Origin of the sequence: Nocardia sp. NPDC047654, assembly GCF_043205035.1 — a bacterium.
Classification (GTDB): domain Bacteria; phylum Actinomycetota; class Actinomycetes; order Mycobacteriales; family Mycobacteriaceae; genus Nocardia.
In genome coordinates this window covers 138,183-163,117 of record NZ_JBIDDF010000016.1, presented here as the reverse complement: position 1 = coordinate 163,117, position 24,935 = coordinate 138,183, and the positions used below count along the sequence as shown (strand labels likewise).

The following is a 24,935-nucleotide window of genomic DNA, read 5'->3' as shown; positions in this document are numbered from 1 at the left end:
GAGCCCGGCGGCGGCCGAGACGAGCTGGAATACCGGTGCCCGCCATGGAGATTCCGGCGATGGTGCCGGCAGTTCTCTGCTGAGAAACACCGGTCCGCGGTATTCGATGACGGCGGTGTGCGCGCTCTGCTGGAATAGGTCCAGGTGGAGGGGATGGGCCGTCGGCGGTGTCGAGCCAGGAGAAGCGGATGATCAGGTCACGGGTTGCTGCGGTGGTTGTGGCGGTGTCGGCGATCGTGTCGGCGGGGGCGGTGGGAGCCGTCCATGCCGCGCCCGGCGCGTGCGTGCCGGGCGACCCGTTGCGCCCCACCGCCGAGCTGTTCGCGACCGGCAACACCGGGACCATCACCGATCCGGCGGATCCGCTTCTGCGGGATGGGTTGACGGACTTCGCATTCGAGGTCGGGGCGATCACGCTGCGCAATGTCGCGCTTCCGGTGGGGTCGACGCTGGTCAGCGGCGTGTTCTGGTCGCAGGAGCGGCAGCTGGCGACCTACGAGCGCTCCCGGGCGTTCCATCTGGCCTGCGCGGTGGGCGGCGATCTGCGCCGGATCGCCGATGAGGTGCGGGTGCGGTTCGGGCAGGAGTCGGTGCTGACGTTCGAACACCGCGCCGCGGGCGCGGCCGGGGTCGACGCGTTCACGGTGGACGTCGCCGGGGTCGACGTGCGGCGTTTCCACGACGGCCTGGTCGCGGACCCGCAGGTACGCGAGCGACTGATCGGCGGTTCGGTCACCGATGACGGCACGCTGATCCTGGTCGCCGATCTCGCCGATCTGGAGCGAACCCGCCAGTTCGTCGAGCGAATCGGCGGGGGCTGGGATTTCGCCAGGGTGCGCTACGGCGATCGCGAGTTCGTCGGAGCATGAGCCGGTCTCGGCGCGGCGAACACTCCGCATCCTCCCGGTGGTGGACTTACGCTGATCCCGGTGGCGATTTCGGAGTGACGACGGCTGGGAGTCTCGGTGGGCGCGGCATTGGTCAAAGGTCAGAACGGGGCATTGGATGTGGCGCGCGTGCAGGTGGCGGTGCGCACCGAGGCCGCGGTCGATGTGTCGGCGCTGCTGGTGACCGAAGCGGGACGGGTGCGCTCGGACGCGGATTTCGTGTTCTTCAATCAGCCGAGCGCACCGGGCGTGTCGCTGGGGCAGGGAACGCCCGGCGCGCTGTCGGTTTCGCTGAGCGACCTGCCTGTGGACATCGCGCAAGTACGCGCGGTGCTCACTCTCGACGATCCGGCGCAGACCTTCGGCGGGGTCGCGCCTCCGGTCGCCACGGTCGCCGACGCGGCGGGAAACGTGCTCTACGAGTACCGCATCGAGGGCTTGGGCAGCGAATCCGTGGTGATCGCGCTCGAACTGTATCGCCGCCAGGGCGGATGGAAGGTGCGAGCGGTCGGGCAAGGTTACGCGGGCGGATTCGCCGCGCTGGTCACCGATCACGGCGTGAGCGTGGACGACGCCCCGGCGGTGGAGGCCTCGTCCGCGAATCGAGCCGAGCCGGGCCCGGCGGCCGGGTCCACCCCGGCGACGGACGTGTTCACCGTCCCCGGCGAGGCGCAGCTCTCCTTCGAGAAGCGGGCGAAGCTGGACCTGCGTAAGCGGGAGGTCGCGAAAGTCCTCATCGACAGGAACGCTTTCGGCATCCGCGCGCGCGTCGTTCTGGTCGTCGACAAGACCGGCAGCATGAACCGGCAGTATCGCGACCAGGTGGTGCATCGCGTCGTGCAGCGGATGATTCCGGTGGCCACCCAGCTCGACGACGACGGCACTCTGGAGGCGTATCTCTACGCCCGCTCCTTCGCCAAGCTGCCCGACATCACGGTCGAGCACGGTGAGGAGTGGGCACGAACCTATCTGCACCTCACCGGCACCCACGGCGGCATCGACTACGACGCGCTCGGCGCCCGCAACGAGGAGCTGCCGATCATGCGCGACATCATCGACTCGTTGCGCCCCGGCGGTCGCCCCACGCTCGTGCTGTTCTTCACCGACGGGGGCTTCGCCAAGAAGCGCGAGATCGCCGCGCTCATGCGGGAGGCGTCGCGGCTGCCCGCGTTCTGGCAGTTCGTCGGCCTCGGGCGCGCCAACTACGGTCTGCTGCGCACCCTGGACGAATTGTCCGACCGGGCGGTCGACAACGCGGGGTTCTTCGCACTCGACGACATCGATCAGGTCGACGACGCGCAGCTGTACGCCCGCTTGCTCGGCGAGTTCCCGGACTGGCTGCGCGCCGCGCGAAACGCGAACATCCTGCGCTGAACGCGCGTGGGCGTCATCGCCGCAACGAGCCCGCAGCTGCCCTGCCCACGGAGCATCCCCCGCCTGTCATAGCGAGAAGCTATGGCAGGCGGTGATCGCTCCGCCGCGGCTCAGCCGATGACAGCGTTCATGATGGTGCCGGCGCTGGTGGCGATCACCCCGCCGATCATGGCTCCCGCCACCATCTTCGGCGACTCGAGCCCGCCGCCGGTCCACTTCTCCCAGGCGAAGCGCCCACCGGCGTAGATGATGCCGCAGATGCCCGACAGGAGTACGAACCACGTCAGGTAGCGGACCAGTTGGAGGAACTTGTCGGAGATCGGCGGCGCTTCTGGGGTGGGATTGCCGATCTGCGCCAAGGTGTCGAAAGCGGCGGCCATGATCATCGTCGTTCGCTCATTCTGGATTCGGGACAGGGGCAAGTGAATCGCTGAGAAGATCGTATCCGTTCGCTCGCCCCGATGCAGTCAGGTCGGTGCAGCGCAGGGAAGTTCGTGTTTCCCCTGCCCTCACCCGGGTAGCCGAACTCGTGTCCGGCCGCGGAGGATCCGCACCGTGCGCACACCGCGGCGGGCCACATGCCCGTATCCTGGGCGTGGCCGAATTCATCGGTGGTCGAACAGTTTTCGCATAGCGACTGGTCGACGCAGGGTTGCATTCGAGCGTAGAGGGAGTAGACGGTGAGCATCATTCTGGCGTCGGTCGGCGATTCGTTCACGACGTTGGCGCAGATCGGCAATCCGACCCCGGAGGCTCCGCCCTTGGCGGACAAGCTCTTACAGTTCGTGCGGTATCTGACCTGGTTCGCGCTCGCGTCCGGCATCGTCAGCATCATCTACGCGGGCGGCAGATTCGCCTGGGAGAAGTGGAGCGGCGGCGGATTGCAATCGCCGAAGATGATCGCGGGGGCGATGCTCGGCGGGGTGGTCGCCACGAGCGCGGGCACCATCATGAACACCGTTCTGGAGTTCTGACCGCAGGCGTTCGCGGCGATCCTGGCGGCGCGCCTTCGTCGGTGACGACGAGCGTGCCGCGAGGGATCGCCGCCCGCGGCACTCGCCGGGGACTCCGCCGAACTCGGCTCCCCCTCCTGCGATTGCCCCGCTGACCTGCGATTTTCGCTGCGGAGGGCGGTTATACTCCGGTGCGGATCTCGCGGTGCCCGATAGGATCGGAGGCGGAGCAGGATCATGGACGACTGGACCGAGGGCGAGCTCACGGTGTCGCGGCGCACGGCGCTTGGCATCGCGGCGACATCGGTGGCCGCGTTCGGATTGGCGGCATGTGGCGAGGCCGAGCACAGGAATCCTGTCCCCAGGGACGCCGCCACGATCGCCAAGGACGCCTACGAATTCGGGTACCCGCTGGTGCTGATGGACGTCACCCGGATGGCGGCGGAGGCGTCCACGCCCGTCAACCGGTTCGAGCACACGTCGTCGTTGCCCACCCCGGCGCAGCGCGAGGTGGTGCGGCTGGACCGGGACACCTTGCGGTCGACCGCGTGGCTCGATCTGGCGAAGGAGCCGATGGTGCTGAGCGTGCCCGCGATGGACCGGGGCCGGTTCTGGTTGGCGCAGGTGCTGGACGCCTGGACGAACAACGTGCACAACCCCAGCGGTCGCCGTCCGCAGGCGCGATCGGTGTTGCCGCCGTACACCTACGCGGTGACCGGCCCGGGCTGGTCGGGGGACCTGCCTGCCGGGCTGACCCCGTTGCCGATGCCGACGCCGACGGTGTGGCTGATCGTCCGGATCCAGGTCGACGGCGAGAGCGATCTGCCCGCTGTGCGCTCCCTGCAGCGGCGGTTGCGGCTGGCTCCGTTGAGCGCGTGGGTGGCGGGCACCGAGCCGCCCGCCGCGCCACCCAGGGAGGGGATCGCGCAGCCACCGCCGGAGTGGGTCGACGAGATGGACCCGAAGGTGTTCTTCGATCGGATGTGCGCGTTGATGGCGGTCGATCCGCCCGCGCGGGCGGACGACCCCGCCATGCGGCGGTTCGAGACGATCGGCATCCGGCCCGGCGGCGCGGTCGAAGGCCTCTCGGACGCGGAGCTCGCCGCGGCGGTGGACACCGCTCAGCAGCAGATCCCGGTCTATCTGGGCGCGCGGACGGTCAACGAGAACGGCTGGCTCATCGACCCCGACGTCGGCCGGTACGGCACCAACTACCTGCTCCGCGCCGCCATCGCGAGGGTGGCTCTCGGCGCGACTCCGGCGGAGAACGCCTTCTATCCGACGCTGTTCGCCTCGACCGGCACCGGCGATGGCGGCACGGGCCGATTCCGGCTGCACTTCGCACCGGGGCAGCTACCGCCCGTCGACAACTTCTGGTCGCTGACCGCCTACGACGCCGACAGCTACCTGGTGCCCAACCCCGCGGAGATCTACGCGGTGGGCCATCCGGAGCCGGTGATGCTCAACCCCGATGGGTCCACCGACATCGCGTTGCAGTACACCGATCCCGGCCCTTCTGTTCCCGCCGGGAACTGGCTGCCCATCCCCGAAGCCGGTCAATTCTCGCTGACCCTGCGGATGTACGCGCCGAAGCAGGAGGCCATCCACGGCCGTTGGCGGCCGCCGCCGTTGGTGCCGGTGCTCTGACCCGCACTCCGCCCCTCCGCACGTTCCCGGCCGCTCGCCGATGCTCGGCGCGCTGCGGCCCGAGGACCGCTCAGGGCGCTGACCAGCTATTTTCCCGCCGGAGGCGGTTATACTCCGGAACGGACCCGGCTCGGCGACCGATCGGATCGGAGACGGAACAGGATCATGGACGACCGGACCTACCGTGAATCCGCGCTGTCGCGGCGCACCGTGCTGGGGATGGCGGCGTCGGTGGCCGCGCTCGGCGTGGCGTCGTGCGGCGGATCGGACGAGGACGACTCGGCCCATCCGACGGTGACCAGTGCGGCCGGAGCGATCGCCAAGGACGCCTATGTGTTCGGCTTTCCGCTGGTGCTGATGGATGTCGCCCGGATGGCGGCGGAGGCGTCCACGCCCGTCAACCGGTTCGAGCACGCGACCTCGTTGCCGACCCACGCACAACGGAACGTGGCGCGCCCGGACCCGGACACGCTGCACTCGACCGCGTGGCTCGACGTGACGAACGAGCCGATGGTGCTGAGCGTCCCCCCGATGGAAGGGGGCCGGTTCTGGCTGGCGCAGGTGCTGGACGCCTGGACGAACAACGTGCACAACCCGAGCAGTGTCCGGCCGCAGGCCCGGTCGGCGTCGGCGCCGTTCACCTACGTGGTGACCGGCCCGGGCTGGTCGGGTGCCCTGCCAGAAGGTCTCATGCCCTTGCCGATGCCCACGCCGACGGTGTGGCTGATCGTGCGTATCCAGGTCGACGGCGAGAAGGACCTCTCGGTCGTGCGCTCGGTGCAGGAGAGGTTGCGGCTGGTTCCGTTGAGTGCGTGGACGGCGGGCGCCGAGCCGCCCGCGAGCGCGCCGCCCAGTGGGCAATCGGAGATGCGACGCCCGGTCGATCAGGTCATGGGGATGGACGCGCGCGATTTCTTCGATCGGATGTGCGCGGTGCTCGCGGTCGATCCGCCCGCTCCCGTGGACGAGCCCGCCATGCGCCGTTTCGCGGCGATCGGCATCCGGCCCGGCGGCGCGGTCGAAGGCATCTCCGAAGGTGAACTGACCGCCGCGGCCGACACCGTGAAGCAGCAGCTCCCGGTGACGCTGGGAGCGAATACGGTCAACGACAACGGCTGGGTCTCCGACCTCGGGGCGGGCCGGTACGGCACCGACTATCTGCTGCGAGCGGTCACCGCGTTCGGCGCGCTCGGCATCCCGCTGCCCGAGGACGCGCATTACCTCTTCACGGCGGTCCCCGCCGGCTCCGGTCCTTTCCGGCTGCACTTCGCCTCGGGCGAGCTGCCGCCGGTGGACGCGTTCTGGTCGCTGGCCGTCTACGATGCCGCCGATTACCTGGTGTCCAATCCGGCCGAGATCTACTCGATCGGTCACCATGTGCCCGTCGTGCTCAACCCGGACGGCTCCCTCGACCTCACGCTCCAGCACGATGATCCGGGTTCCGGCGTCCCCGGGGGCAACTGGCTGCCCATCCCGGAATCGGACCCGTTCTCGCTGACACTGGCGTTGTTCGCACCGAAAGCGGCCGTCTTGCAGCGGCGTTGGCAGCCACCGCCGCTGATCATGCTCTGACGAGCCGGTCTGCGTGTCACCCCGGGGAGGCGGGGCCGAGGGATGCGCCGAAAAAAGTAAACAGGTTTTACTAAACACTGTTCACGAAGCCTGGTTCTGTGGTTGCATCTCCTTGACCGTGTCCCCTGCATCGTTGTCAGGTCTGCGCCCAGACCGCCGTAGGAGTTAGCCGTGACCGTGACCACGCCCTCGATCCCGACGGGATTCGACTTCACCGACCCCGACCTGCTGGCCACCCGCCTGCCCATCGGAGAGTTCGCCGAACTGCGCCGCACCGCCCCCGTGTGGTGGTGTGCGCAGCCCGATCGGGCCAGCGGGTTCGACGACGGTGGCTACTGGGTCGTCTCCAAGCTCGCGCACATCAAGGAGATCTCGAAGAATCCCGAGGTGTTCTCCTCGCACGAGAACACCGCCATCATCCGGTTCAACGAGGAGACCACGCGCGAGCAGATCGACATGCTCGGCGACATGCTGCTGCTCAATCTCGATCCGCCCAAGCACACCAAGACCCGCCGCATCATCTCCAAGGGCTTCACCCCGCGCGCGGTGGAGAGCCTGCGCGCCGCGCTGACCGAACGCGCCGCGCGGATCGTGCACGAGGCGAAGAAGTCCGGCAGCGGCGACTTCGTCGAACAGGTCGCCTGCGAACTGCCGTTGCAGGCCATCGCCGAGCTGCTCGGCATCCCGCAGGAGGACCGGAAGAAGATCTTCGACTGGTCCAACCAGATGATCTCCTACGACGACCCCGAGTTCGATGGCGATCACCACGCCGCCACCGCCGAGGTGATGGGCTACGCCTGGAACATGGCCGAGCAGCGGCGCGCCTGCCCGGCCGAGGACATCGTCACCCAGCTGGTCAACGCCGACATCGACGGCGAGCACCTCGGCTCGGACGAGTTCGCGTTCTTCGTCATCCTGCTGTCGGTCGCGGGCAACGAGACCACGCGCAATTCGATCACCCACGGCATGAAAGCGTTCGTGGACCACCCCGAGCAGTGGGAGATCTACCGGCAGCAGCGCCCGCGCACCGCGCCCGACGAGATCGTCCGGTGGGCCACGCCGGTCACCGCGTTCCAGCGCACCGCGACCCAGGACACCGTGCTCGGCGGCCAGGAGATCAAGAAAGGGCAGCGGCTCGGATTGTTCTACAGCTCGGCCAATTTCGACGAGGAAGCCTTCGCGGATCCGTTCACCTTCGACGTGCTGCGCGATCCCAACCCGCACGTGGGTTTCGGTGGCACCGGCACCCACTACTGCGTCGGCGCGAACCTGGCCAGGCTGCAGATCGATCTGATGTTCAACGCCATCGCCGACGTGATGCCCAACCTGCGGCAGGTCGCCGAGCCGGTGCGGCTGCGGTCGGGCTGGCTGAACGGAATCAAGCGCTGGGAAGTCGAATACGCTTGAATCGATCGGTGCAACAGTCCAAACCACGCGGTCGCGCGCCGGTGGTGACCGACACCGACATCCGGCGGGTGGCCAGCGCGCTGTTGGTCGAACGCGGGCCCGATGCGGTCACCCTGCGCGCCATCGCGCGCGAACTCGGTGTCACCGCGCCCGCGCTGTACCGGTACTACAACTCGCTGGAAGACCTGCTGGAGCGACTGCGGCTTGACTTCTGCGCCGACCTGGCGGCGGAACTGACCGCCGAGATCGCCACGCTGCCCGACGACGGCGCCGTGCAGTTCTTCGCCATCTGCCGTGGCTTCCGGCGCTGGGCGCTGACGCACACCAGGGAGTTCACCCTGGTGTTCGCCTCGCCCGGCGCCGGGCAGGCCCGCGCGCTGCGCCGCTTCGACGAGCCCTTCGGCCGGGTCTTCCTGGCCACGGCGGGCAGGCTGCTGGCCACCTACGACATCGTCACGCCGTCCACCGACGTCATTCCGCCGGAACTGCGCGAGGACCTGGTGCACTTCCAGACCGAACTGCTGGCCGCGCTGTCGGAGTCGAGCCAGAAATTCCCCGCCGAGAAACTGGATCTCGGGGTGACGTATCTGATGATCCAGATCTGGGCGCGGCTCTACGGGCACGTCACACTCGAGGTCTTCGGTAACTACCCGATCCCGCTGGACAATCCGGAGATCCTGTTCGACGCGATGCTCGCCGATCTGGGCCGCACGGCGGGGTTGCTCACCGAGTGAGACCGGGCTAGATGCGGGCGCCCTTGGCCCGGTTGCACGCGCGGCACAGGATCTGGAGGTTCGCCGCGCTGGTCGCGCCACCGCGGCTGAGCGGAATGATGTGGTCGAACTCCAGGTAGTGCCCGTCGCCGCATTCGACGCACCGGCCGCCGTCGCGCTGCCACACCTGCGCCTTCACTTCCTGCGAGATGCTGCGGGTATCACGCTGGCCCGGAGTGAGGACGAGACGTTTGGCCACGCGCAGCGCGCCTTCCAGCGCGGCCGAGACGTAGTCCGGATCGTCGACGGCGAACGTCGCGCCGCCGCGCGCCGAGGTGGCCGCGATCACCACCGCGCCTTGCTCCGCGTGCACGGAAACCACCCGTGACCAAGGCATCTCGATACCGGTGTCGGCGCCGACGAAACGCAGCTTCTTGTTGCTGCCGATCAGCCTGCCCTCGGTGAGCTTCGGGCCGCGCGCGAGCTGTCGGACGTGCGTCGCGGGCAGGTCGAGGTGCACCTTCTCCTCGGGGTCCAAGTGCAGTCCGGGCGTGCGGACCACCGGCAGGTCGCCCGTGCGCAACCGATAGAGGGTGTTGCCGCGATGCATCCGTCTGCGCAGATCATCGATCAGCGGTCCGCCGAGGCCGAGTTCGGTGACCGCCTGCTCGAACAGTTCCAGCTCCGCGTCCCTGACCTCGCCGTCGGCGAAGGCGAAGGTGACCAGCCGCTCCACATAGCTGAGCGCCGCGTCGCGCAACGCCGCGCGTCCGGCTTCGGCGTCGATCCGCTGATAACGCAACGACGCCCACAGCGCCGCCCACTCGGGACCACGCGGACCGTGGCCGGTGAGCACCCGCCAGGCCCGGGTGTGCCAATGGACGAGGTATTCCTCGATCTCCTCGGCACACCTCTGGCACGGGGCGAACCCGCCGAAGAACTTGCGGCGCAGCGGGCTTGCGCAGCGAGCGCAGTGGCGGTCGCCGCGCGGAGGGGGCAGATACCGGTCCTCGGTCCATCCTGCGCCGTCCCACCAGCGCATGCGCTGCGGGTTCTCCGGATCCGGGTGCCAGTCCGCGCGTTCGGGGTCCGGGGGCGGAGGGGGAGGTGCGCTTTCGGGGGTGTAGCGGTTGAGATCGACCGGACGGGGAGTGTGCGGGAGGGGAGCGGTGTCCGCGCGGCCGAGCACTTCGGTGCGTGGCCATGCGGGTGTGCCGCGGCGTGGCGCTTCGGACCCTTCGGATCGCCCGGATGGGTTCTCGGCCTGGTGGTCGTGCTCGCGGACGCGTTGCGTCGGAGCGTGTTCGGCGGCTGCGTTCGACGCGTTCGACGCGTTCGTTCGCTCGGCCGCGGCGGGTTCGCCGTTCCTGCGCGACTGGCCGGAGGAGAACGACCCGTGCGGGACGTGCCGGGGCTGGGCGAAGTCGTGGCGATCGGCCCGTTCGGCCGAGCCGAGGCCGGAGTCGGCGGTGGCCTGAAGTCGTTCTCGAGCCGGTGCCGCCGCGGCCGATCGGTGCACCCGGAACGGGTTGGTGGGATGGGTGGTGCGGGCGGGCGCCGACGGGTCGTCGACCCGCACGCCGAACTCGCCGACCAACCCGGCCAGCCCGCTGGACCAGCCCTGGCCGATCGCGCGGAACCGCCACTGCCCGTCGCGACGGTAGAACTCGCCGAACATCAGCGCCGAGACCGCCTCCGCGTCATCGATCTCGAACGCCGCGACCACCCCGTCTACCGAGTGCACGGCGACGGACAACTCCTGGATGTCGCCGAAGGTGCTTCCCTCCACCGACCCGGAGACGACGATGCGCTCGACGTCCGCTTCGGTGCGCGGCAGCGAGACGCTCAGCCGCGCGGTGCCCGGCGCGGGTTCCTGATCGAGCGTGACCGCCTGGGAGACGTGCCGCGGCGCGTTGTAGAACACCAGGTCTCGATCAGAGCGGACCGTGCCGTTCGCGTCCAGCAGCAAGGCGTGCGCGTCCACCGCGTGCTCCGATCGCCATGAAACAACCACGGCTAGAAGGGATGTCGGTACCGCTGCGTTCGCGCCCTTGCTGAGTTTCATTGTGCTCGAACTATGCCACGCCCCTCCGACACGCCGAACGCGCGAGGGGAGGTCCTTCGGCGGGGCGTGCGGCACAGTGTTCCCCATGACGAACCCGAAACGCCCGGGTCGTAAGCCGCCGACCCCGAAGTTGCCCAGCGGGCGCGTGCCCGGCCCCGCCGACGTGCTCGCCGCCGCCCAGGCGGCGGTCGAAGCGGCGCAGACGGCCGCGGGCCAAGCGCTGGAAGCCGCCCAGCTCACCGCGACCTCGGCGTTCGACACGGCGGTGCGGCTGCCGCCCGCGTCCGCGCAGCTGGCCGCGCAACTGCCCGGCCTCATCGAGAACCTCTCGACCGCGATCGAGCGGCTCAACTCCACCATCGATCGGCTCGACCGCACCCTGGCCCTGGCCGATCCGGCCTTCGCGGCCTATGACCGGCTGCTGCCCCGGCTGGAAGCGATGATCTCGCTGGGTGAGGACGTGTTCGGGCGTCTGGCGAAACTGCCCGGAATCGCCCTGCTCGGCAAGCTGGCCGGTCTGAGTGCGGCCGAAGAACAACCCGCCGAGCAGCCCGCCCGGCGAAAGCCGACGAAGCGGCGCAAATAGTCGAGAAGGACGCTCGCGTTCAGCGGCGCGCGTGGTCGGCGGCCGCGCGCAACGTGGCGGCCGCCTTGAGCAGAACCTCGTGGTACTCGTCGGCCGGGTCGGAGTCGAGCACGATGGCGCCGCCCGCTCCGATCCGCCAGCGTCCGCCGTAGCGCACGGCGGTGCGGATCACGATGTTGAGGTCCGCGGTGCCACCGAGCCCGAGGAAACCGATCGTGCCCGAATAGACGCCGCGCGCTTCGGTTTCCAGCGCATCGATGATCTCCATGGTGCGCAGCTTCGGCGCGCCGGTCATCGAGCCGCCGGGAAAGCAGGCGCGCAGGCAATCGACCACGCCGACCTCCGGGCGCAGCCTGCCGCGCACCGTCGAGACCAGTTGGTGCACGGTCGCGTACTGCTCGGTGGCCATCAGCTTCGGGACATACACGCTGCCGATCTCGCAGACCCGGCCCAGATCGTTGCGCAGCAGATCGACGATCATGAGATTCTCCGCCCTGGTCTTCGGGCTGTCGGCCAGCTCGCGGCGCAGGCGCTCGTCCTGCTCGGGTGTCGCGCCGCGCGGCGCGGTCCCCTTGATCGGCTTGCTCTCCACGATGCGGCGCCGGTCGACCTTCAAGAAGCGCTCCGGCGACGAGCAGGCGATTTCGAGGTCGTCGAAGCGCAGGTAGGCGGCGTACGGGGCGGGGTTGCACCGGCGCAGCGTGCGGTAGAAATCGAGGCCGTCGGCCGCGGAGGCGGGGATCGTGGCGCTGTCGGTCAAGTTGATCTCGTAGGACTCGCCGGCGTGCAGTCGCTCCTGGCAGACCGCGATATCGGCGAGATAGCGCTCCCGGCCGCGGGTGAGCAGCGGCTCGACGGCGTCATCGTCCGGCGGCACCTCGAGCGGCGGCGGATTCGTCCAGGTCGGGAGGGTGTTCAGGGTTTCGCGGGTGTCGCGCAGCCAGTCGGCGGCGGATCGGGCGGTCTCCACGTCATCGCTCAGCGCCAGCAGGTGCGTGCGCCCGCCGACGTGGTCGACCACCACCATCCGGTCGGCGAAGATCCACTGAGCGTCCGGGGTCGGGGCGCGGTGAACCGCGTTCCCGCCGCAGTCGGCTTTCACCTCGTAACCGAGATAACCGACGTAGCCGCCGACGAAATCGAAGGGCAGATCGGGTAATTCGAGCCGGCGCGTGCGCAGCTCGGCGGCCAGGAAATCGAGGATGCCGCCGGGCGCGGTGCGCCGATGCCCGTCGGAGGACTCGACGGTCACATCGCCGTCGCCCACGCGATAGCGCAGCACCTCGGCCAGCGGACCGCTCGCGTCGCCCAGGAAGGAGAACCGGTCGGCTCCGGGCTCAACATGCTCGCTGTCCAGCCAGAACGCCGTCGGGGAGTTGCCGTACAACTGCACGAACGCGCGCTCGGTATCGATCGGCCGTTCGAGCACGGCCCGCTGGAGCCGGTAGGTCCGCGGCACGGAGCGGATCGGACCGGTGCGCCCAGCGGATGACGCCCGATCGAGTTCGACGGCCGCGGCGGGGAACTGCGCGGCCGCGAGCGGCACGGGTGAGGCCGCGTCGGGAAGGGCGGGTCGTGCCGGGACCGGCTCCGCTACGCGATCACGCGCCGGGGCGACCGACGGGTTCCCCACCAAGGAAGCACGCCCGCTTCGATGCGCGGCGGTGAGCTTCGCGAAGTTACGCAGCAGCGCCGCGCCGAACTCGCTCGCGATCGATTCGGGATGGAACTGCACGCCCCACTGCGGGCGCGCGCGGTGCCGCACACCCATCACGACGCCGTCACCGGACAGCGCGGTGACCTCCAGATCGTCCGGCAGCGGTCGCAGCGCGCACAAGGAGTGATAGCGCACCGCGGTGAAACCCTGCGGAATCCCGGCGAACAGGTCGCGGTCGTCGTGCTCGATGCGATCGAGATACCCGTGCCTGGCGGCGGGCGCCTCGGCGACCACGCCGCCCGCCGCGACCACGATGCCCTGGTGGCCCAGGCACACCCCGAGCAACGGCAGGTCGCTCTCGCCGATCACCGCCGCGGAGATTCCGACGTCGCGGGCCACGTCCGGCCGCCCCGGTCCGGGCGAGACCACGACGTTGTCGAAGCGGCCCAGATCGAGTTCGGCGACCGTGCGCGCCTCGTCGTTGCGCACGACCGTCGGCTCGACGCCGTTCACCTCGCTGATCAGCTGGTACAGGTTGTAGGTGAACGAGTCGTAGTTGTCGATCAACAGCGTGTGCATGGTTCTGGAAACCCTACGCCGCACCGGTCGGAGCTAACTGTTGTCGTCTGCCTTCAGTTCGGGTCGGCGGGTGGTGCACAATGTGGGACATGTCTGTTGCGCAACCGGTCGATGTGGATCCCGCGGTCGTCGACTTCGCCGTCGTCGGAAAGTGGATGGATGAGCAGGGTCTGTCCGGGGGTGAGTTCGAGGATGTGATCGCGCTCGGTGGCGGAACGCAGAACATCATGCTCCGCTTCACGCGCGGTGGCCGCACGTACGTGCTGCGCCGTGGCCCGAAGCATCTGCGCGCCAAGAGCAACGACGTGATCCGGCGCGAGGCCAGGCTGCTCGGCGCGCTGGGCGGCACCGAGGTCCGCGCGCCCAGGGTGATCGCGGCCTGCGCCGACGAGTCGGTGCTCGGCGCGGTCTTCTACCTGATGGAGCCGATCCACGGTTTCAATCCGCAGAACGAACTGCCCGAGTTGCACGCGGGCGATCCGGAAGTTCGCAGGCAGATGGGCCTATCGGCGGTCGAAGCCATCGCGCGGCTCGGTGCGCTGGACTACCAGGCGCTCGGCTTGGCCGACTACGGCAAGCCGGAGGGCTTCCTGGAGCGCCAGGTGCCGCGCTGGCTCGGTGAGCTGGAGTCGTATTCGGCCAACGAGGGCTACCCCGGTCCGGAGATTCCCGGCGTGGCGGCGGTCGGCGAGTGGCTGGACCGCAATCGCCCCGCGCAGTGGACTCCCGGCATCCTGCACGGTGACTGCCACCTGGCGAACATGATGTTCGAGTTCGACGGCCCGCAGGTGGCGGCGATGGTCGACTGGGAGATGTCCACCATCGGCGACCCGCTGCTGGACCTGGGCTGGCAGATCGCCACCCGCCCGGAGCCCGGCACCACCGGCGCGGCGCTGGTGGGCAAGCTCGGCGCGGTCGGCGGTCTGCCGACGGCCGAGGAGATGATCGCGCACTACGGGCGGTTCTCCGATCGCGACCTGAGCGCGATGCCCTGGTACACCGTACTGGCCTGCTTCAAGCTCGGCATCGTCCTGGAGGGCACGCACGCCCGAGCTTTCGCGGGCAAGGCCCCCAAGCAGGTCGGCGACTTCCTGCACGCGATCACGCTGGAACTCTTCGAGCGGGCGCGGCGGCTGATGGAGTGACTGTCGGGATGTGCCCGATAGTTGACCGGATATCGGTGGAAGGCGCTGTCCGGCCGCGCCTAGGTTGAGCGCATGCCGATCGTTCCCGATGTCAAGGACTGGACCTGGGTGTTGAGCCGCCCCTGTCCCGAATGCGGTTTCGACGCCGCCGCGACCGCCTACGAAGCCGTGCCCGCGCTGATCCGGGAGACGGCCGTCCGTTTCGCCGCGGTGCTCGACCGCCCCGGCGTGCGCGTGCGGCCGGACGAATCGACCTGGTCGGCGCTGGAGTACGGCGCGCACGTGCGCGACGTGTGCCGCATGTCCGACACTCGCCTGGGCCTGATGCTGACCGATGACCCCGAGGGGGAGCCGCCGCGTTTCCCGAACTGGGATCAGGACGCGGCCGCGGTCACCGACCGCTACAACGAGCAGGATCCGGCCGTGGTGGCCGGGGAGTTGGCCGAGGCCGCCGAGCGGGCGGCGCTGGCTTTCGAATCGGTGCCACCCGAGCGGCGCGGTCTGCGCGGTGCGCGCAGTGACGGAGCGGAGTTCACGGTGGAGTCGTTCGCCCGGTACATCCTCCATGATCTCCTGCACCACGTACACGATGTGCGGGGGTGAACGCATCGCCGAACTGTAACGCGTTCGGCGATGCTGTCACGCTTTGCCGACGAATTTTCCGACCGGTACTAGAACGCGTTACATTTTTCTCGTACTGTGGGTGCAGTCACATGAAAGCACGTGCATGCGAGAGGGTCGACAGGAATGAAGACGAAGGGCGCGATCCTGTGGGGGATCGACCAGCCGTGGTCGGTGGAGGAGATCGAGGTCGGTGACCCGGTCGCCGGCGAGGTGCAGATCCGGATGGAAACCGCCGGTATGTGCCACTCCGACCACCACATCGTGACCGGCGCGACCCCGATGCCGTCCTTCCCCGTCATGGGCGGGCACGAGGGCGCGGGCGTGATCACCAAGCTCGGCCCGAACTGCCCGGCCGACCTGCAGGTCGGCGACCACGTGATCCTGTCGTTCATCCCCGCCTGCGGCCGCTGTCCGGCCTGCGTGGCAGGACACATGGCGCTGTGCGACTTGGGCGCCGGCCTGCTGATGGGGCAGGCGATCAGCGACGGCACCTACCGCATCCAGGCCCGCGGCGAGAACGTCATCCCGATGTGCCTGCTGGGCACCTTCGCGCCGTACATGACGGTGCACCACACCTCCGTGGTGAAGATCGATCCGAGCATTCCGTTCGAGGTGGCCTGCCTGGTCGGTTGTGGCGTCCCCACCGGCTTCGGCTCCTCCACCCACGTGGCGCAGGTGGCGCCGGGCGAGACCGTGGTGATTGCGGGCATCGGCGGCGTCGGCATGAGCGCGTTACAGGGCGCGGTGCTGTCGGGTGCGTCGAAGGTGGTGGCCATCGACCCGAATCCGTGGAAGCGCGAGCAGGCGCAGAAGTTCGGCGCCACGCACACCTACGAGAGCATGGCCGCCGCGATCATGCCGCTGCTGGAGGCCACCGAGGGCCGGATGGCCGAGAAGGTCATCCTGACCATGGGCGAGATGCACGGCGAGTACATCGAGGAGGGCCTGATCCTCACCTCGAAGGCGGGCACCCTGGTGGTCACCTCGATGGGCCGGATGGACGAGAACGACGTCAAGCTGAACAGCTTCCTGCTGTCGATGTTGCAGAAGACGGTGAAAGGCTGCATCTTCGGCGGCGGCAACGCCCGCCAGGACGCGCCGCGCCTGTTGTCGCTGTACAAGGCCGGCCAGCTCAACCTGGACGACATGGTCACCCGCAGCTACTCCCTGGAGGAGATCAACCAGGGCTACCAGGACATGCTGGACGGCAAGAACATCCGCGGGATCATCAAGTACACCGAAGCCGACTGGTAGAGCGCCTCACCGCCGCTCGGCGAGCGCGGTGACGATCCGTGCGATCAGGTCGTACGGCACCGGTTCGCCGAGCCGGAACCGCAGCGTTCCCTTGCCCGCCCGGTACGGCTCGAGCTCGCGTGCGAACGCGGGATCGCCGTCCGGGATCGGGTAGAGGCTGACGTGCTGCTTCCACCCCGCGAAGTGCACGACGTTGCGGCCGTGCAACCGGAAGGTGGGGATGTCGTAGCTGATCGCCTCGGTGGCCTCCGGCAGGGCGTCCTGGATGGTGCGCCTGATCGCGTCGAGGATGCCGCGCGCGTCGTCGGGGAACGTGGCGAGATACGCGTCCACGGTGGCCGGTCGGTCTGCCACGAGCTCCCTCGATTCCACGGTCGGTAGCAGGTCGGCGGGTGCCTCCCGAGTGTAGGCAGCCCGCGCGCCGGACAGCGGTTGGCGAGAGGCCCGGCGTGCCGCCGGAGTTCAGATCCGGCAGCGCAGCAGGGCTTCGCGCAGGTTGCGGCTGCGGACGTCGTCGAGGACGGCAAGGCCCAGCCGGTTCATCGTGTAACCGAAGCCCAAGCCGGTGGCCGGGTCGGCGAAGCCGAACGAACCGCCGAGGCCCGTGGTGCCGTAGGCGCGTTTGTCGGAGCCGAAGCGGAAGCTACCGCGCGACTTGCGGAAGCCGAGGTGGTAGCGGCTCTTGGTGTGCAGCACCAAGTCCTCGGCGGGGACGTCGTCGGCGGTCCGGTCGGTGGCGAGCCGGTCCAGCAGCGCGTCGTCGATCGGGAGCACCCCGGTGCGACCGGCGGCCGCGCCGTAGACCTTGGCCAGCGCGCGGGCGTTGCCCACCCCATTGGACCCGGGCAGTTCCACCTCGAGGAACTCGCGCCGGGTCGCCCGGGCCGGAGCCCCGCAGCGCGGGTTGGTCAGCGCCGCGTGCGACAGCCCGCGTCCGGCGTAGATCTCCGCGCCGATCCGCAGCGGGAGATCGCGCTCGTAGCGCAACACGTCCAGGCCGCGGGTGGCCGACATCGCGGCGATGCGGTCCATGCTCTGCTCGGCGGGCAGACCGATGCAGAAATCGACACCGAGCGGTGCGGCGATGTCCTCGGCGAAGATCCGTCCGAGCGTGCGGCGGTGCGGGTCGACGCGGCGCAGCAGCTCGCCCTGATACAGGCCGAGGGTGATCGCGTGATAACCGTGCCTGGTGCCGGGCCGCCAGGCCGGTTTCTGCGCCGCGAGAATGCGTGCGAGGCCGTCCAGGTCGGCGATCTGGGGCAGCCGCACGATCTCGCCGAGGCCGGACAGCCCGGCCTGGTGGTCGATCAACTGGCGCACCGTGATCGCGTCCTTGCCGTGGGCGGCGAACTCCGGCCAGTACTTCGCCACCGGCTGCTCGTAGTCGAGCAGACCCTTGGCTACCGCGGTGGCGAGGGTGAACGCCGCCATGCCCTTGGTCGAGGAGAACACTGGAACGATCGTGTCCCGCTCCCAGGGCAACGTGCGCCGGCGATCGCGGAAGCCGGCCCACAAGTCCACCACGGGGCGCTCACCGGCGTAGACCGCTACGGCGGCGCCGATTTCGCCGTGGCGCTCGAAGTTGCGGCGGAAGGCGTCGGCGACCGGTTCGAAACCTGATGCGACCTCGCCGTGAACAGTGGGCTTTTCACTCATGGCGAGTCGATGGTAGCTACCCGGTTCTCGTAGGCTCGCAGGGTGCGTTCACTCGAGCAGATTCGGGAATGGCCGGTTCGGCACGCGGCGGCCGCGGTGGTCACCGCCGACGGCGGCGTCGCGAGCGAAGGCGATGTCGAGCGGGTGTTCCCGCTCGCGTCGGTGACCAAGCCGCTGGTCGCCTACGCCGTGCTCGTCGCCGTGGAGGAGGGCGCGGTCGACCTCGACCAGCCCGCCGGACCGCCCGGCGCCACGGTGCGTCATCTGCTGGCGCACGCCTCCGGACTCGCGTTCGACACCACCGACATCCAGGCGTCGCCCGGGTCGCGGCGGATCTACTCCAGCGCGGGTTTCGAAGTGCTCGCCGAATTCCTCACCGCGCAGACCGGGATCGCGTTCGACGAGTACCTGCGCGACGCCGTGTTCGAACCGCTGGGCATGACCGCTTCGGTCCTGGCCGGTCCGGCCGGGCATGCGGGACGGTCCAGTGCGACGGACCTGGCCCGCTTCGCCGCCGAATTGCTGGATCCCCGGTTGATCTCGGCGCAGACGCACGCGGAGGCCACCTCCGTCCAGTTCCCCGGCCTCAACGGCGTGCTGCCCGGATACGGTTCGCAGCGCCCCAACGACTGGGGTCTCGGCTTCGAAATCCGCGACGGCAAGTCTCCGCACTGGACCGGTGGCACGAATTCGCCACAAACCTATGGACATTTCGGCCAATCCGGGACATTTTTATGGGTTGACCCGAAAACGGGGTTGGCGTGTCTCGCCTTGAGCGACGAGAATTTCGGCGACTGGGCGCGGGCGGCCTGGCCACCACTGAGCGACGCCGTGATCGCGGAGGCGACAGCCGGTCGCAACACGGTCGCGAAGTAACACGTGTAACTTCGGGCACTCCAGTACACTCAGGCAACGCCAGTCCGACGAATCGTTGGGGAAGACGGTCCTCGTCGAAGCTGGAGGTATTGGTGGTGCGCGCATCGAGTCAGTTCGCGGACGCGACGGCGGGTGTGGTCTACATCCACTCGTCGCCTGCCGCGCTGTGCCCGCATGTCGAGTGGGCACTCACCTCGGCCCTGGGGGCCCCGGCGAAGCTGCGCTGGACCGCCCAACCGGCCGACGGCCAACTGCGCGCCACCAGTGAGTGGATCGGTCCGGTCGGCACCGCCTCGAAGATCGCCCAATCGTTGCGCTCCTGGCCCGTTCTGCGCTTCGAGGTGACCGAGGACCCCAGCGACGGCGTGGACGGCGAACGCTACAGCTTCGTCCCCGGCCTCGGTCTGTGGCATGGCTCCACGAGCGCCAACGGCGACGTCATGGTCGGTGAGATGCGCCTGCGCGCCATGCTCCAGGCCACCCGCGAACTCGGCAAGTACTCCGCCTACGACCTGGCCGCCGAAATCGACCGCGCCCTCGGCACCGCATGGGACGAGGACCTCGAAATCTACCGCTACGGAACGGAAACCGGCGCCGAGGTCACTTGGCTGCGCCGGGACGTGGGGTAGGTATCACCGTTGTGCCACCGGAAGTGGCGTCTGCCCGGGTTTCGCCGACGGGGATAGGGTCGTGACACGGTCGGGGCCGAGCACGAGGAGTCGACCATGAAGCATGCCGGTATGCGCATCATCGCCGCAGCGGCGATCGCCCTGACGGCCGCGACCGCCGCACCTGCGACGGCGACCGCCGAACCGGTCGCGGCGGCCGTGGAAGTGCCCCCGGGCGTCGTCGACGCGGTACGCGGCGCGATCGCGAGCGTTTTGTTCTTCGGCATCGTCGGCCTGTGCGTGGTGCGCGTCCTGCCGCCCGACCAGTGTCATTTGTTCTGAGGGTTCGGGCTGGTACCCCTGCCGGCAACGACCTACCCTCGAGACATGGAGCACACCGGGCAACGCATCCGGTACTGGCGCAGGCGGCGGGGTGGGATCAGTCAGAAGGTGCTGGCTGATCGCGCCGGGTTGACGCAGGGCTATATCTCGCAGATCGAGAGTGGGCAGCGGGCTTTGGATCGGCGGGCGACGCAGGTTGCCATCGCTCGTGCGCTGAACGTCACCGTCGCGCAGCTGCTGGGGCAACCGGGAGATCCGACGGATCCGGCCAAGGCTGTTGCCATGGCGGCGATTCCGGAGATCAGGTCGGCTTACGTCGAGATCTCGGTGGAAGAACGCCGGAAGCCGGAACGGCCACGGGAGGCTGTACGCGAAGCGGTTGCCCGTTCGACGATCCTGCGCAATAACGCGGACTACGCCGCGCTTGCCCCGGGCATGGCCGACCTGCTGCGGGATGCTTTCTACTTCGGTGGGCCGGAGTTCGTCGAGTTGACGTTCAACGCCAGATTCCTGGTCAAGGGGGTGGGGTTTCCTGACCTTGCCTCGGGGATCGCGGATGCAGGGCTTCGGTGTGCTCGGAATCTGGAACATTCCGAGTGGATCGGTTTGGCGGAGATTTCCAGACTGAACGCGATGCCGCCGGAGAACGCGGCATTGGCTGGTCGATTGGCGTCCCGTACCGCGGCAGAGATGCAGCCTTTCCTCGGTGCGACCGCGGTTCGGCAGGCATACGGGAACCTGCTGTGCAGGGGGGCCATCGCCAATGCGATTGCGGGACAGAGCGGTACCGCCTCCGACCTGCTCGATGAGGCGTACTCGGAGGCGCGCTCGCTCGGTGAGACCGAGGACGGTGGGTTCGGTCGGCTGTGGTTCGGCCCGACCAGCGCGGCGATCTGGCATGTGTCGGTGGCGAGTGAACTCGGTGACAGCGATACGGCGATCAGGGTGGCTCGCACCGTGGATCCACGGCCGGTTCGTGCGCCGAATCGAGTCGTCTATTTCTGGACCGACTACGGCCACGCTCTCACCGCCGCAGGCAATGATGCCGAGGCGGTGCGGGCTTTCTCGGAGGCTGAAATGGTCGACCCGCAACGAACCCGAATGGACCCGATGGTTCTCGATTCCGTGGCGGCGATTGCTCGCCGCGCGCACCGCAAGGCGATCGACAGTCGCCTTCTGACGTTGGCGAATAGCCTCGGCATTGATCCACACCCGGTATAGCGCTCTGTAATCGTCACTTCCCGCTCGGCGGGCACGCTGGTGCCCAGCCTCGCCGCCGAGTCGATGCCGTTCACACTCCTCGGCGGCGGGTGCTCAACAACACAGCGAGCAGGGGAGTGACAGGGGATGGACGGTAAAGGCGGTTGTACCAGCGCCACATCGACGGGGCCGAACGCGCTTGGCTTCATTCGGCGCGAGGTTTCCGGTGCGGACGAGCAACGCGATGAGTGGTTGATCCGTGAAATAGCCACTGCACGTGGGTATTTCGTGGTGGAGCTGATCGTCTTCGCTACGGCGGTCCGGGCGACGGCTCTACTGGCGGTCGAGCATATCCGGGTGGCGGATGCGGTCGCGGTGATCGTGCCGGGGCTGGCTCATGTCGAGCCGTTCGCCCGTGCGGTCACCGAACTATGCGACTTGATCACTCTCGAGCAGACGTATCCGCGCGGGTATCGGTGGCCGTCGCTGCTGCCCATCGATCACCCGTACCGGAGGTTGCCGTGACCGGGTGGCAACTGTTGACGGTCGCGATCGGTGCGGTGCTGCTCACCTCGCTGGTCGGCATGACCTTGTGGCTGTGGCCTGTTCGGTTGCCGGAGGGGCGCAGCGTGGACGAGATCACCCGGCGAGTGGAACGGGAGCGCGGAGACATGGACACGACGGTTTGGCCGATGGGTTTCCCGCATGACGCCCCTGATCACGCGATGGGCGTGGGGGAGGCGCAGATGACCATGCAGCGGCACCGTGCTTGTCGCGTGGGGGAATGTCCGCGCAAGACGGCTGCGTGGCGGGTCCTCGTGGAGGCAGGGCGTATCCGGCCGGATGCGGGGCGGCAACGGTGAGAGCCGGGCGGCTCACTCTCCTCGGTGGCCGAGCACAGCGAACATGGTGACCGAGAGGTGGTAGTCGCCTTTGGCGATGCCCGCCTCCATGGTGGCGGCCAGGTCGTCGCGTTCCCGCTCGGTGATCACGCCGTCGGCGCGGGCGCGCTCGGTCATCTGGGCGAAGAGGGGGCGGATGGTCTGCGGATCCCAGATCACCGCCTCCGATCCGATGTCGTCGATAGCGAAACCGGCGGCGGTGAGCAGGCCGCGCAGGCTTCGGCCCGATTTGGGATTCGGGGTGGTCGCGAGCAGCGACGTGGACAGGCGGGCCATCACATCGTCGTCGCCGGGATGCGCGATGGCTGTTTGCCAGTCGCTGTCGATGAGCAGCACGCGCCCGTCCGGCCGCAGGACTCGAGCGATCTCGGCGGTGGCGGCGGCCGGGTCGTCGAGGTGCTGGTAGACGCGCTCGCAGCGCACCGCGTCGAAGTAGCCGTCCGGGAACGGCAGGTGATAGGCGGTGCCTTCGACGAAACGGGCCCGAGAGTCCGCCGTCTCGGCGCGCCCACGGGCGATCGCGAGCATCGCGGGATTCGGGTCGACGCCGACCGCTTCGCCGCCCGGCCCGACTCGGCGGGCCAGTTCGATCACCTCGGTGCCTGTTCCGGCGCCGATATCCAGTGCGCGCTCGCCGGGTCGGATGGCCAAAACCTCGTGCGCCCACGCGCGCATGCGCCGAATACCCGGCAGCGCCGCTTGGAGATCCAGGATGCCGACCAGCGCGCCTATCGGATCGTCGGTAGTAGGGTGCGAAGCGTCGGGAATCGCGTTCACATGGAATGACGGGATGGACGGCGGGGGCTCGCTCGGCATATCCCGACAGTAATCCCGGCACCCTGGCAAATGGCAACACGTCCTTCGCGTCGCCCGGCGGCTGCCGTGGCCCTCGACCGGGGCGGATATCTTCCAACGGGCCGCACGAACTCTGCCGACAGCGACTCGACGGGCAGTAGCTGACCTGTCGCGGCAGGTGACCCCGTTTGTTGTGACCTTTGCCGGGTAACACTCGCTCGGCTCACGGTTTCGATGAGCCGCGCTGATTCGTGAGAATGCGCTCGCCCACAGTCAGCGAGAGCGATCGTGGCCGGCGCGGAAGATTCGATGGCGATCGCGGCAGTGTTCACGGCCGACTACAGAGGGAGCGTCAGATGACCGAATCCGGCTCCGCTGATCTCAAGCGGCGGCATCGCGAGATGTGGGCCCTGGGCGACTATTCGTCCATCGCCGCCGAAGTCATCCCTGGGCTGGGCCGTCGGCTTGTCGAGGTCTGCCGTATCGGCCCGAGTCAACGGGTGCTGGACGTCGCGGCCGGGTCGGGGAACGCCGCGATCCCGGCTGCCGAGGCCGGTGCGGATGTGGTGGCGAGCGATCTGACGCCGGAACTATTCGAGGCGGGTCGGCGCATCGCCGCCGACCGGGGCGTCGACCTCCAGTGGCAGGAAGCCGATGCCGAGGCGTTGCCGTTCCACGATGCCGAGTTCGACGCGGTGATCTCCTGCGTCGGTGTCATGTTCGCGCCGTTCCACCAGGCGGCCGCGGACGAACTGGTACGCGTGGCCAAACCGGGCGGCACGATCGGGCTGATCAACTGGACGCCCTCCGGATTCATCGGGCAGATGTTCGCCACGATGAAACCGTTCGCTCCGCCGCCCCCGCCCGGCGCGCAGCCGCCCCCGCTCTGGGGCGACGAAGCGCATGTCCGGTCGCTGCTCGGCGATCGCGTCGCCGACCTGGAGCTACGCCGGGAGAACGCGGTCATCGACCGTTTCGCCGACGCCGCCGAGTTCCGCGACTTCTTCAAGACGTACTACGGACCGACGGTCGCGGTGTACAAGGCCATTGCGGGGGAACCCGACAAGATCGCGCAGTTGGACCGGGCTCTCGCGGAACTCGCGTCCCAGCACGACCTGGGCGACGGGCGGATGGAGTGGGAGTACCTGTTGGTCACCGGACGTCGAGCGGGCTGACTGTTCCACCGGCTATTCGTTCGGCGTCCGCGCCCGGAACGCTGAGGTCTACCCGGGCATGGCCGCGATGCGCCGACCGCACGTGTCTGGCGGTCCGGTGAAACCGTTGAGCAGCGGAACCGGCGCGACCGTCATGCACCGGGGCGGGCCGGATGATGGCGCGTCGGATCGTATTGTTCGAAATAGGACTCGCCCACGGCGAACATTCCGCGTTGCGGCAGCCAGAAGTCACCGAGTTTGGCCTGCTCGGCCAGCGGTCCCGGAGGGCCGATATCTATTCCGTCGATCCGGGCAGTGCTGTTCTCGACGGTCCACAGCATCCGGGGATTGGCGGAGAACCATTGACCGTTCGGGGACGTGCCGTTGAGCCGGACCCGCCCGACGCCGAGCGCCGGCCCCGCCACCCGCGACATGAGCGACAAGACGGCGGGACGTCGCCACAGAGCGGCGGGCATCATGCGGCCGAGACTCGTCATCGCGGCTGTCGCCACCGATCGTCCCAGCTGAAGATCCCACACGATCTTGTCGCCCACCCGCACTGTGAAGGTCGCGGGCCCGGTCCAATCCACCGAGATATCCTCGGTCCGAGCGTCTTCGAGCGCTGATCCGAAATAGCGGGCGCAGCTGGTCGCGGGGGAAACACTGCTGTAGATCACCCATTTGCCGTCGGGGTCACGATGCCACACCGCGTCGTACCCCGCGCCGACCGAGCTGGCAGGGAAGTGCCGCAGCGCCAGGTAGTGACCGCTGGCGAACGGCATTCCCATCACTCCGTAGCCGGAGAATCGCTCCTCATCCGTACCCGAAGGGAGCGCCTTGTCGGTCGCGGCAATCGATCGTGGGCTGTCGGTCATCGCCGACCTCCTCGAGGAGTGGACTCGTGCCGATCATTTTACGACCGCAGACGGGAGGGCAGGA

General features: G+C 68.7%; 25 protein-coding genes. 18 read left to right on the top strand and 7 right to left on the bottom strand.

Annotated features, from left to right (window positions below):
- The first annotated feature begins 188 nt into the window (after window positions 1-188).
- Both ACGF7Y_RS30125 and ACGF7Y_RS30120 read left to right on the top strand, forming a co-directional pair.
- Window positions 189-869 (top strand): hypothetical protein, encoded by a 681-nt coding sequence (locus ACGF7Y_RS30125; protein ID WP_393239654.1) that lies wholly within the window; start codon window positions 189-191, stop codon window positions 867-869.
- Window positions 870-965: 96 nt separating this feature from the next.
- On the top strand, window positions 966-2,261 hold the full coding sequence (locus tag ACGF7Y_RS30120; protein WP_393239651.1) for a VWA domain-containing protein: 1,296 nt from the start codon (window positions 966-968) through the stop codon (window positions 2,259-2,261).
- A gap of 110 nt (window positions 2,262-2,371) precedes the next feature.
- Here ACGF7Y_RS30120 and ACGF7Y_RS30115 read toward each other — a convergent pair whose 3' ends face one another.
- Window positions 2,372-2,647 carry a hypothetical protein gene (locus ACGF7Y_RS30115; protein ID WP_040865712.1) on the bottom strand — a complete coding sequence of 92 codons (276 nt, stop codon included), beginning with the start codon at window positions 2,645-2,647 and terminating at the stop codon, window positions 2,372-2,374.
- A gap of 294 nt (window positions 2,648-2,941) precedes the next feature.
- On the opposite strand from ACGF7Y_RS30115, the gene ACGF7Y_RS30110 reads away from it, so the two are divergent.
- The 5 genes from ACGF7Y_RS30110 (at window position 2,942) to ACGF7Y_RS30090 (ending at window position 8,574) form a co-directional block, all read left to right on the top strand.
- Complete coding sequence (locus ACGF7Y_RS30110; RefSeq protein ID WP_040865713.1) at window positions 2,942-3,235, top strand: hypothetical protein; 294 nt, start codon at window positions 2,942-2,944, stop codon at window positions 3,233-3,235.
- A gap of 216 nt (window positions 3,236-3,451) precedes the next feature.
- On the top strand, window positions 3,452-4,861 hold the full coding sequence (locus ACGF7Y_RS30105) for a DUF1254 domain-containing protein (RefSeq protein ID WP_393239648.1): 1,410 nt from the start codon (window positions 3,452-3,454) through the stop codon (window positions 4,859-4,861).
- A gap of 165 nt (window positions 4,862-5,026) precedes the next feature.
- Window positions 5,027-6,433 (top strand): DUF1254 domain-containing protein, encoded by a 1,407-nt coding sequence (locus ACGF7Y_RS30100; RefSeq protein WP_393239645.1) that lies wholly within the window; start codon window positions 5,027-5,029, stop codon window positions 6,431-6,433.
- A gap of 177 nt (window positions 6,434-6,610) precedes the next feature.
- Window positions 6,611-7,840, top strand: a complete 1,230-nt coding sequence (locus ACGF7Y_RS30095; protein WP_357129020.1) for a cytochrome P450 — start codon at window positions 6,611-6,613, stop codon at window positions 7,838-7,840.
- 8 nt (window positions 7,841-7,848) lie between these two features.
- Window positions 7,849-8,574 (top strand): TetR/AcrR family transcriptional regulator, encoded by a 726-nt coding sequence (locus ACGF7Y_RS30090; RefSeq protein ID WP_357037744.1) that lies wholly within the window; start codon window positions 7,849-7,851, stop codon window positions 8,572-8,574.
- A gap of 7 nt (window positions 8,575-8,581) precedes the next feature.
- Here the strand turns inward: ACGF7Y_RS30090 and ACGF7Y_RS30085 are convergent, their stop codons facing one another.
- Complete coding sequence (locus ACGF7Y_RS30085; protein ID WP_393239642.1) at window positions 8,582-10,618, bottom strand: TerD family protein; 2,037 nt, start codon at window positions 10,616-10,618, stop codon at window positions 8,582-8,584.
- 85 nt (window positions 10,619-10,703) lie between these two features.
- Here ACGF7Y_RS30085 and ACGF7Y_RS30080 point away from each other — a divergent pair, with 85 nt between their 5' ends.
- Complete coding sequence (locus ACGF7Y_RS30080) at window positions 10,704-11,204, top strand: hypothetical protein (protein WP_393239639.1); 501 nt, start codon at window positions 10,704-10,706, stop codon at window positions 11,202-11,204.
- 19 nt (window positions 11,205-11,223) lie between these two features.
- Here the strand turns inward: ACGF7Y_RS30080 and pabB are convergent, their stop codons facing one another.
- A complete protein-coding gene (gene pabB, locus ACGF7Y_RS30075) occupies window positions 11,224-13,440 on the bottom strand; it encodes an aminodeoxychorismate synthase component I (protein WP_393239636.1) in 2,217 nt (738 codons plus the stop codon).
- Between the two features lie 89 nt (window positions 13,441-13,529).
- Between pabB and ACGF7Y_RS30070 the strand changes: the two genes are divergently transcribed.
- From ACGF7Y_RS30070 to ACGF7Y_RS30060, 3 genes are all read left to right on the top strand, one after another.
- Window positions 13,530-14,585: a phosphotransferase family protein gene (locus tag ACGF7Y_RS30070; protein ID WP_393239634.1), complete on the top strand. Its 1,056-nt coding sequence runs from the start codon at window positions 13,530-13,532 to the stop codon at window positions 14,583-14,585.
- Between the two features lie 72 nt (window positions 14,586-14,657).
- Window positions 14,658-15,188 carry a DinB family protein gene (locus ACGF7Y_RS30065; protein ID WP_393239631.1) on the top strand — a complete coding sequence of 177 codons (531 nt, stop codon included), beginning with the start codon at window positions 14,658-14,660 and terminating at the stop codon, window positions 15,186-15,188.
- Between the two features lie 144 nt (window positions 15,189-15,332).
- Window positions 15,333-16,463, top strand: coding sequence for an NDMA-dependent alcohol dehydrogenase (locus ACGF7Y_RS30060; RefSeq protein WP_062969657.1), 1,131 nt, complete (start codon window positions 15,333-15,335; stop codon window positions 16,461-16,463).
- Window positions 16,464-16,469: 6 nt separating this feature from the next.
- Here ACGF7Y_RS30060 and ACGF7Y_RS30055 read toward each other — a convergent pair whose 3' ends face one another.
- Both ACGF7Y_RS30055 and ACGF7Y_RS30050 read right to left on the bottom strand, forming a co-directional pair.
- Window positions 16,470-16,817 carry an iron chaperone gene (locus ACGF7Y_RS30055; protein ID WP_393239628.1) on the bottom strand — a complete coding sequence of 116 codons (348 nt, stop codon included), beginning with the start codon at window positions 16,815-16,817 and terminating at the stop codon, window positions 16,470-16,472.
- A 108-nt stretch (window positions 16,818-16,925) separates the two neighbouring features.
- Window positions 16,926-18,119, bottom strand: coding sequence for a serine hydrolase domain-containing protein (locus ACGF7Y_RS30050; RefSeq protein ID WP_393239625.1), 1,194 nt, complete (start codon window positions 18,117-18,119; stop codon window positions 16,926-16,928).
- A 42-nt stretch (window positions 18,120-18,161) separates the two neighbouring features.
- Between ACGF7Y_RS30050 and ACGF7Y_RS30045 the strand changes: the two genes are divergently transcribed.
- From ACGF7Y_RS30045 to ACGF7Y_RS30020, 6 genes are all read left to right on the top strand, one after another.
- Entirely contained in the window at window positions 18,162-18,995 is an 834-nt protein-coding gene (locus ACGF7Y_RS30045; protein ID WP_393239623.1) for a serine hydrolase domain-containing protein, read from the top strand.
- Window positions 18,996-19,090: 95 nt separating this feature from the next.
- Window positions 19,091-19,624 (top strand): DUF3145 domain-containing protein, encoded by a 534-nt coding sequence (locus ACGF7Y_RS30040; protein WP_040865831.1) that lies wholly within the window; start codon window positions 19,091-19,093, stop codon window positions 19,622-19,624.
- A gap of 96 nt (window positions 19,625-19,720) precedes the next feature.
- A complete protein-coding gene (locus ACGF7Y_RS30035) occupies window positions 19,721-19,945 on the top strand; it encodes a hypothetical protein (RefSeq protein WP_062969653.1) in 225 nt (74 codons plus the stop codon).
- Between the two features lie 45 nt (window positions 19,946-19,990).
- A complete protein-coding gene (locus ACGF7Y_RS30030; RefSeq protein WP_393239619.1) occupies window positions 19,991-21,166 on the top strand; it encodes a helix-turn-helix domain-containing protein in 1,176 nt (391 codons plus the stop codon).
- A 267-nt stretch (window positions 21,167-21,433) separates the two neighbouring features.
- Window positions 21,434-21,670 carry a hypothetical protein gene (locus ACGF7Y_RS30025; RefSeq protein ID WP_393239616.1) on the top strand — a complete coding sequence of 79 codons (237 nt, stop codon included), beginning with the start codon at window positions 21,434-21,436 and terminating at the stop codon, window positions 21,668-21,670.
- Window positions 21,667-22,008 carry a hypothetical protein gene (locus ACGF7Y_RS30020; protein WP_393239613.1) on the top strand — a complete coding sequence of 114 codons (342 nt, stop codon included), beginning with the start codon at window positions 21,667-21,669 and terminating at the stop codon, window positions 22,006-22,008. Before ACGF7Y_RS30025 ends, ACGF7Y_RS30020 begins: the two co-directional genes overlap by 4 nt.
- Window positions 22,009-22,020: 12 nt before the next feature.
- Here the strand turns inward: ACGF7Y_RS30020 and ACGF7Y_RS30015 are convergent, their stop codons facing one another.
- Complete coding sequence (locus ACGF7Y_RS30015) at window positions 22,021-22,863, bottom strand: methyltransferase domain-containing protein (RefSeq protein WP_393239610.1); 843 nt, start codon at window positions 22,861-22,863, stop codon at window positions 22,021-22,023.
- Window positions 22,864-23,198: 335 nt separating this feature from the next.
- Between ACGF7Y_RS30015 and ACGF7Y_RS30010 the strand changes: the two genes are divergently transcribed.
- Entirely contained in the window at window positions 23,199-24,017 is an 819-nt protein-coding gene (locus ACGF7Y_RS30010) for a class I SAM-dependent methyltransferase (RefSeq protein ID WP_393239607.1), read from the top strand.
- Between the two features lie 131 nt (window positions 24,018-24,148).
- Here the strand turns inward: ACGF7Y_RS30010 and ACGF7Y_RS30005 are convergent, their stop codons facing one another.
- Window positions 24,149-24,871 (bottom strand): hypothetical protein, encoded by a 723-nt coding sequence (locus ACGF7Y_RS30005; protein ID WP_393239604.1) that lies wholly within the window; start codon window positions 24,869-24,871, stop codon window positions 24,149-24,151.
- Window positions 24,872-24,935: the final 64 nt, after the last annotated feature.

What these genes read in the sequence shown, in the direction of transcription:
- ACGF7Y_RS30115 (WP_040865712.1), bottom strand. Translation starts at nt 2,647, where the DNA reads ATGATCATGGCCGCCGCTTTCGACACCTTGGCGCAGATCGGCAATCCC.
- ACGF7Y_RS30010 (WP_393239607.1), top strand. Translation starts at nt 23,199, where the DNA reads ATGACCGAATCCGGCTCCGCTGATCTCAAGCGGCGGCATCGCGAGATG.
- ACGF7Y_RS30015 (WP_393239610.1), bottom strand. Translation starts at nt 22,863, where the DNA reads ATGCCGAGCGAGCCCCCGCCGTCCATCCCGTCATTCCATGTGAACGCG.
- ACGF7Y_RS30060 (WP_062969657.1), top strand. Translation starts at nt 15,333, where the DNA reads ATGAAGACGAAGGGCGCGATCCTGTGGGGGATCGACCAGCCGTGGTCG.
- ACGF7Y_RS30050 (WP_393239625.1), bottom strand. Translation starts at nt 18,119, where the DNA reads ATGAGTGAAAAGCCCACTGTTCACGGCGAGGTCGCATCAGGTTTCGAA.
- ACGF7Y_RS30105 (WP_393239648.1), top strand. Translation starts at nt 3,452, where the DNA reads ATGGACGACTGGACCGAGGGCGAGCTCACGGTGTCGCGGCGCACGGCG.
- pabB (WP_393239636.1), bottom strand. Translation starts at nt 13,440, where the DNA reads ATGCACACGCTGTTGATCGACAACTACGACTCGTTCACCTACAACCTG.
- ACGF7Y_RS30005 (WP_393239604.1), bottom strand. Translation starts at nt 24,871, where the DNA reads ATGACCGACAGCCCACGATCGATTGCCGCGACCGACAAGGCGCTCCCT.
- ACGF7Y_RS30070 (WP_393239634.1), top strand. Translation starts at nt 13,530, where the DNA reads ATGTCTGTTGCGCAACCGGTCGATGTGGATCCCGCGGTCGTCGACTTC.
- ACGF7Y_RS30030 (WP_393239619.1), top strand. Translation starts at nt 19,991, where the DNA reads ATGGAGCACACCGGGCAACGCATCCGGTACTGGCGCAGGCGGCGGGGT.
- ACGF7Y_RS30080 (WP_393239639.1), top strand. Translation starts at nt 10,704, where the DNA reads ATGACGAACCCGAAACGCCCGGGTCGTAAGCCGCCGACCCCGAAGTTG.
- ACGF7Y_RS30035 (WP_062969653.1), top strand. Translation starts at nt 19,721, where the DNA reads ATGAAGCATGCCGGTATGCGCATCATCGCCGCAGCGGCGATCGCCCTG.
- ACGF7Y_RS30100 (WP_393239645.1), top strand. Translation starts at nt 5,027, where the DNA reads ATGGACGACCGGACCTACCGTGAATCCGCGCTGTCGCGGCGCACCGTG.
- ACGF7Y_RS30125 (WP_393239654.1), top strand. Translation starts at nt 189, where the DNA reads ATGATCAGGTCACGGGTTGCTGCGGTGGTTGTGGCGGTGTCGGCGATC.
- ACGF7Y_RS30085 (WP_393239642.1), bottom strand. Translation starts at nt 10,618, where the DNA reads ATGAAACTCAGCAAGGGCGCGAACGCAGCGGTACCGACATCCCTTCTA.
- ACGF7Y_RS30065 (WP_393239631.1), top strand. Translation starts at nt 14,658, where the DNA reads ATGCCGATCGTTCCCGATGTCAAGGACTGGACCTGGGTGTTGAGCCGC.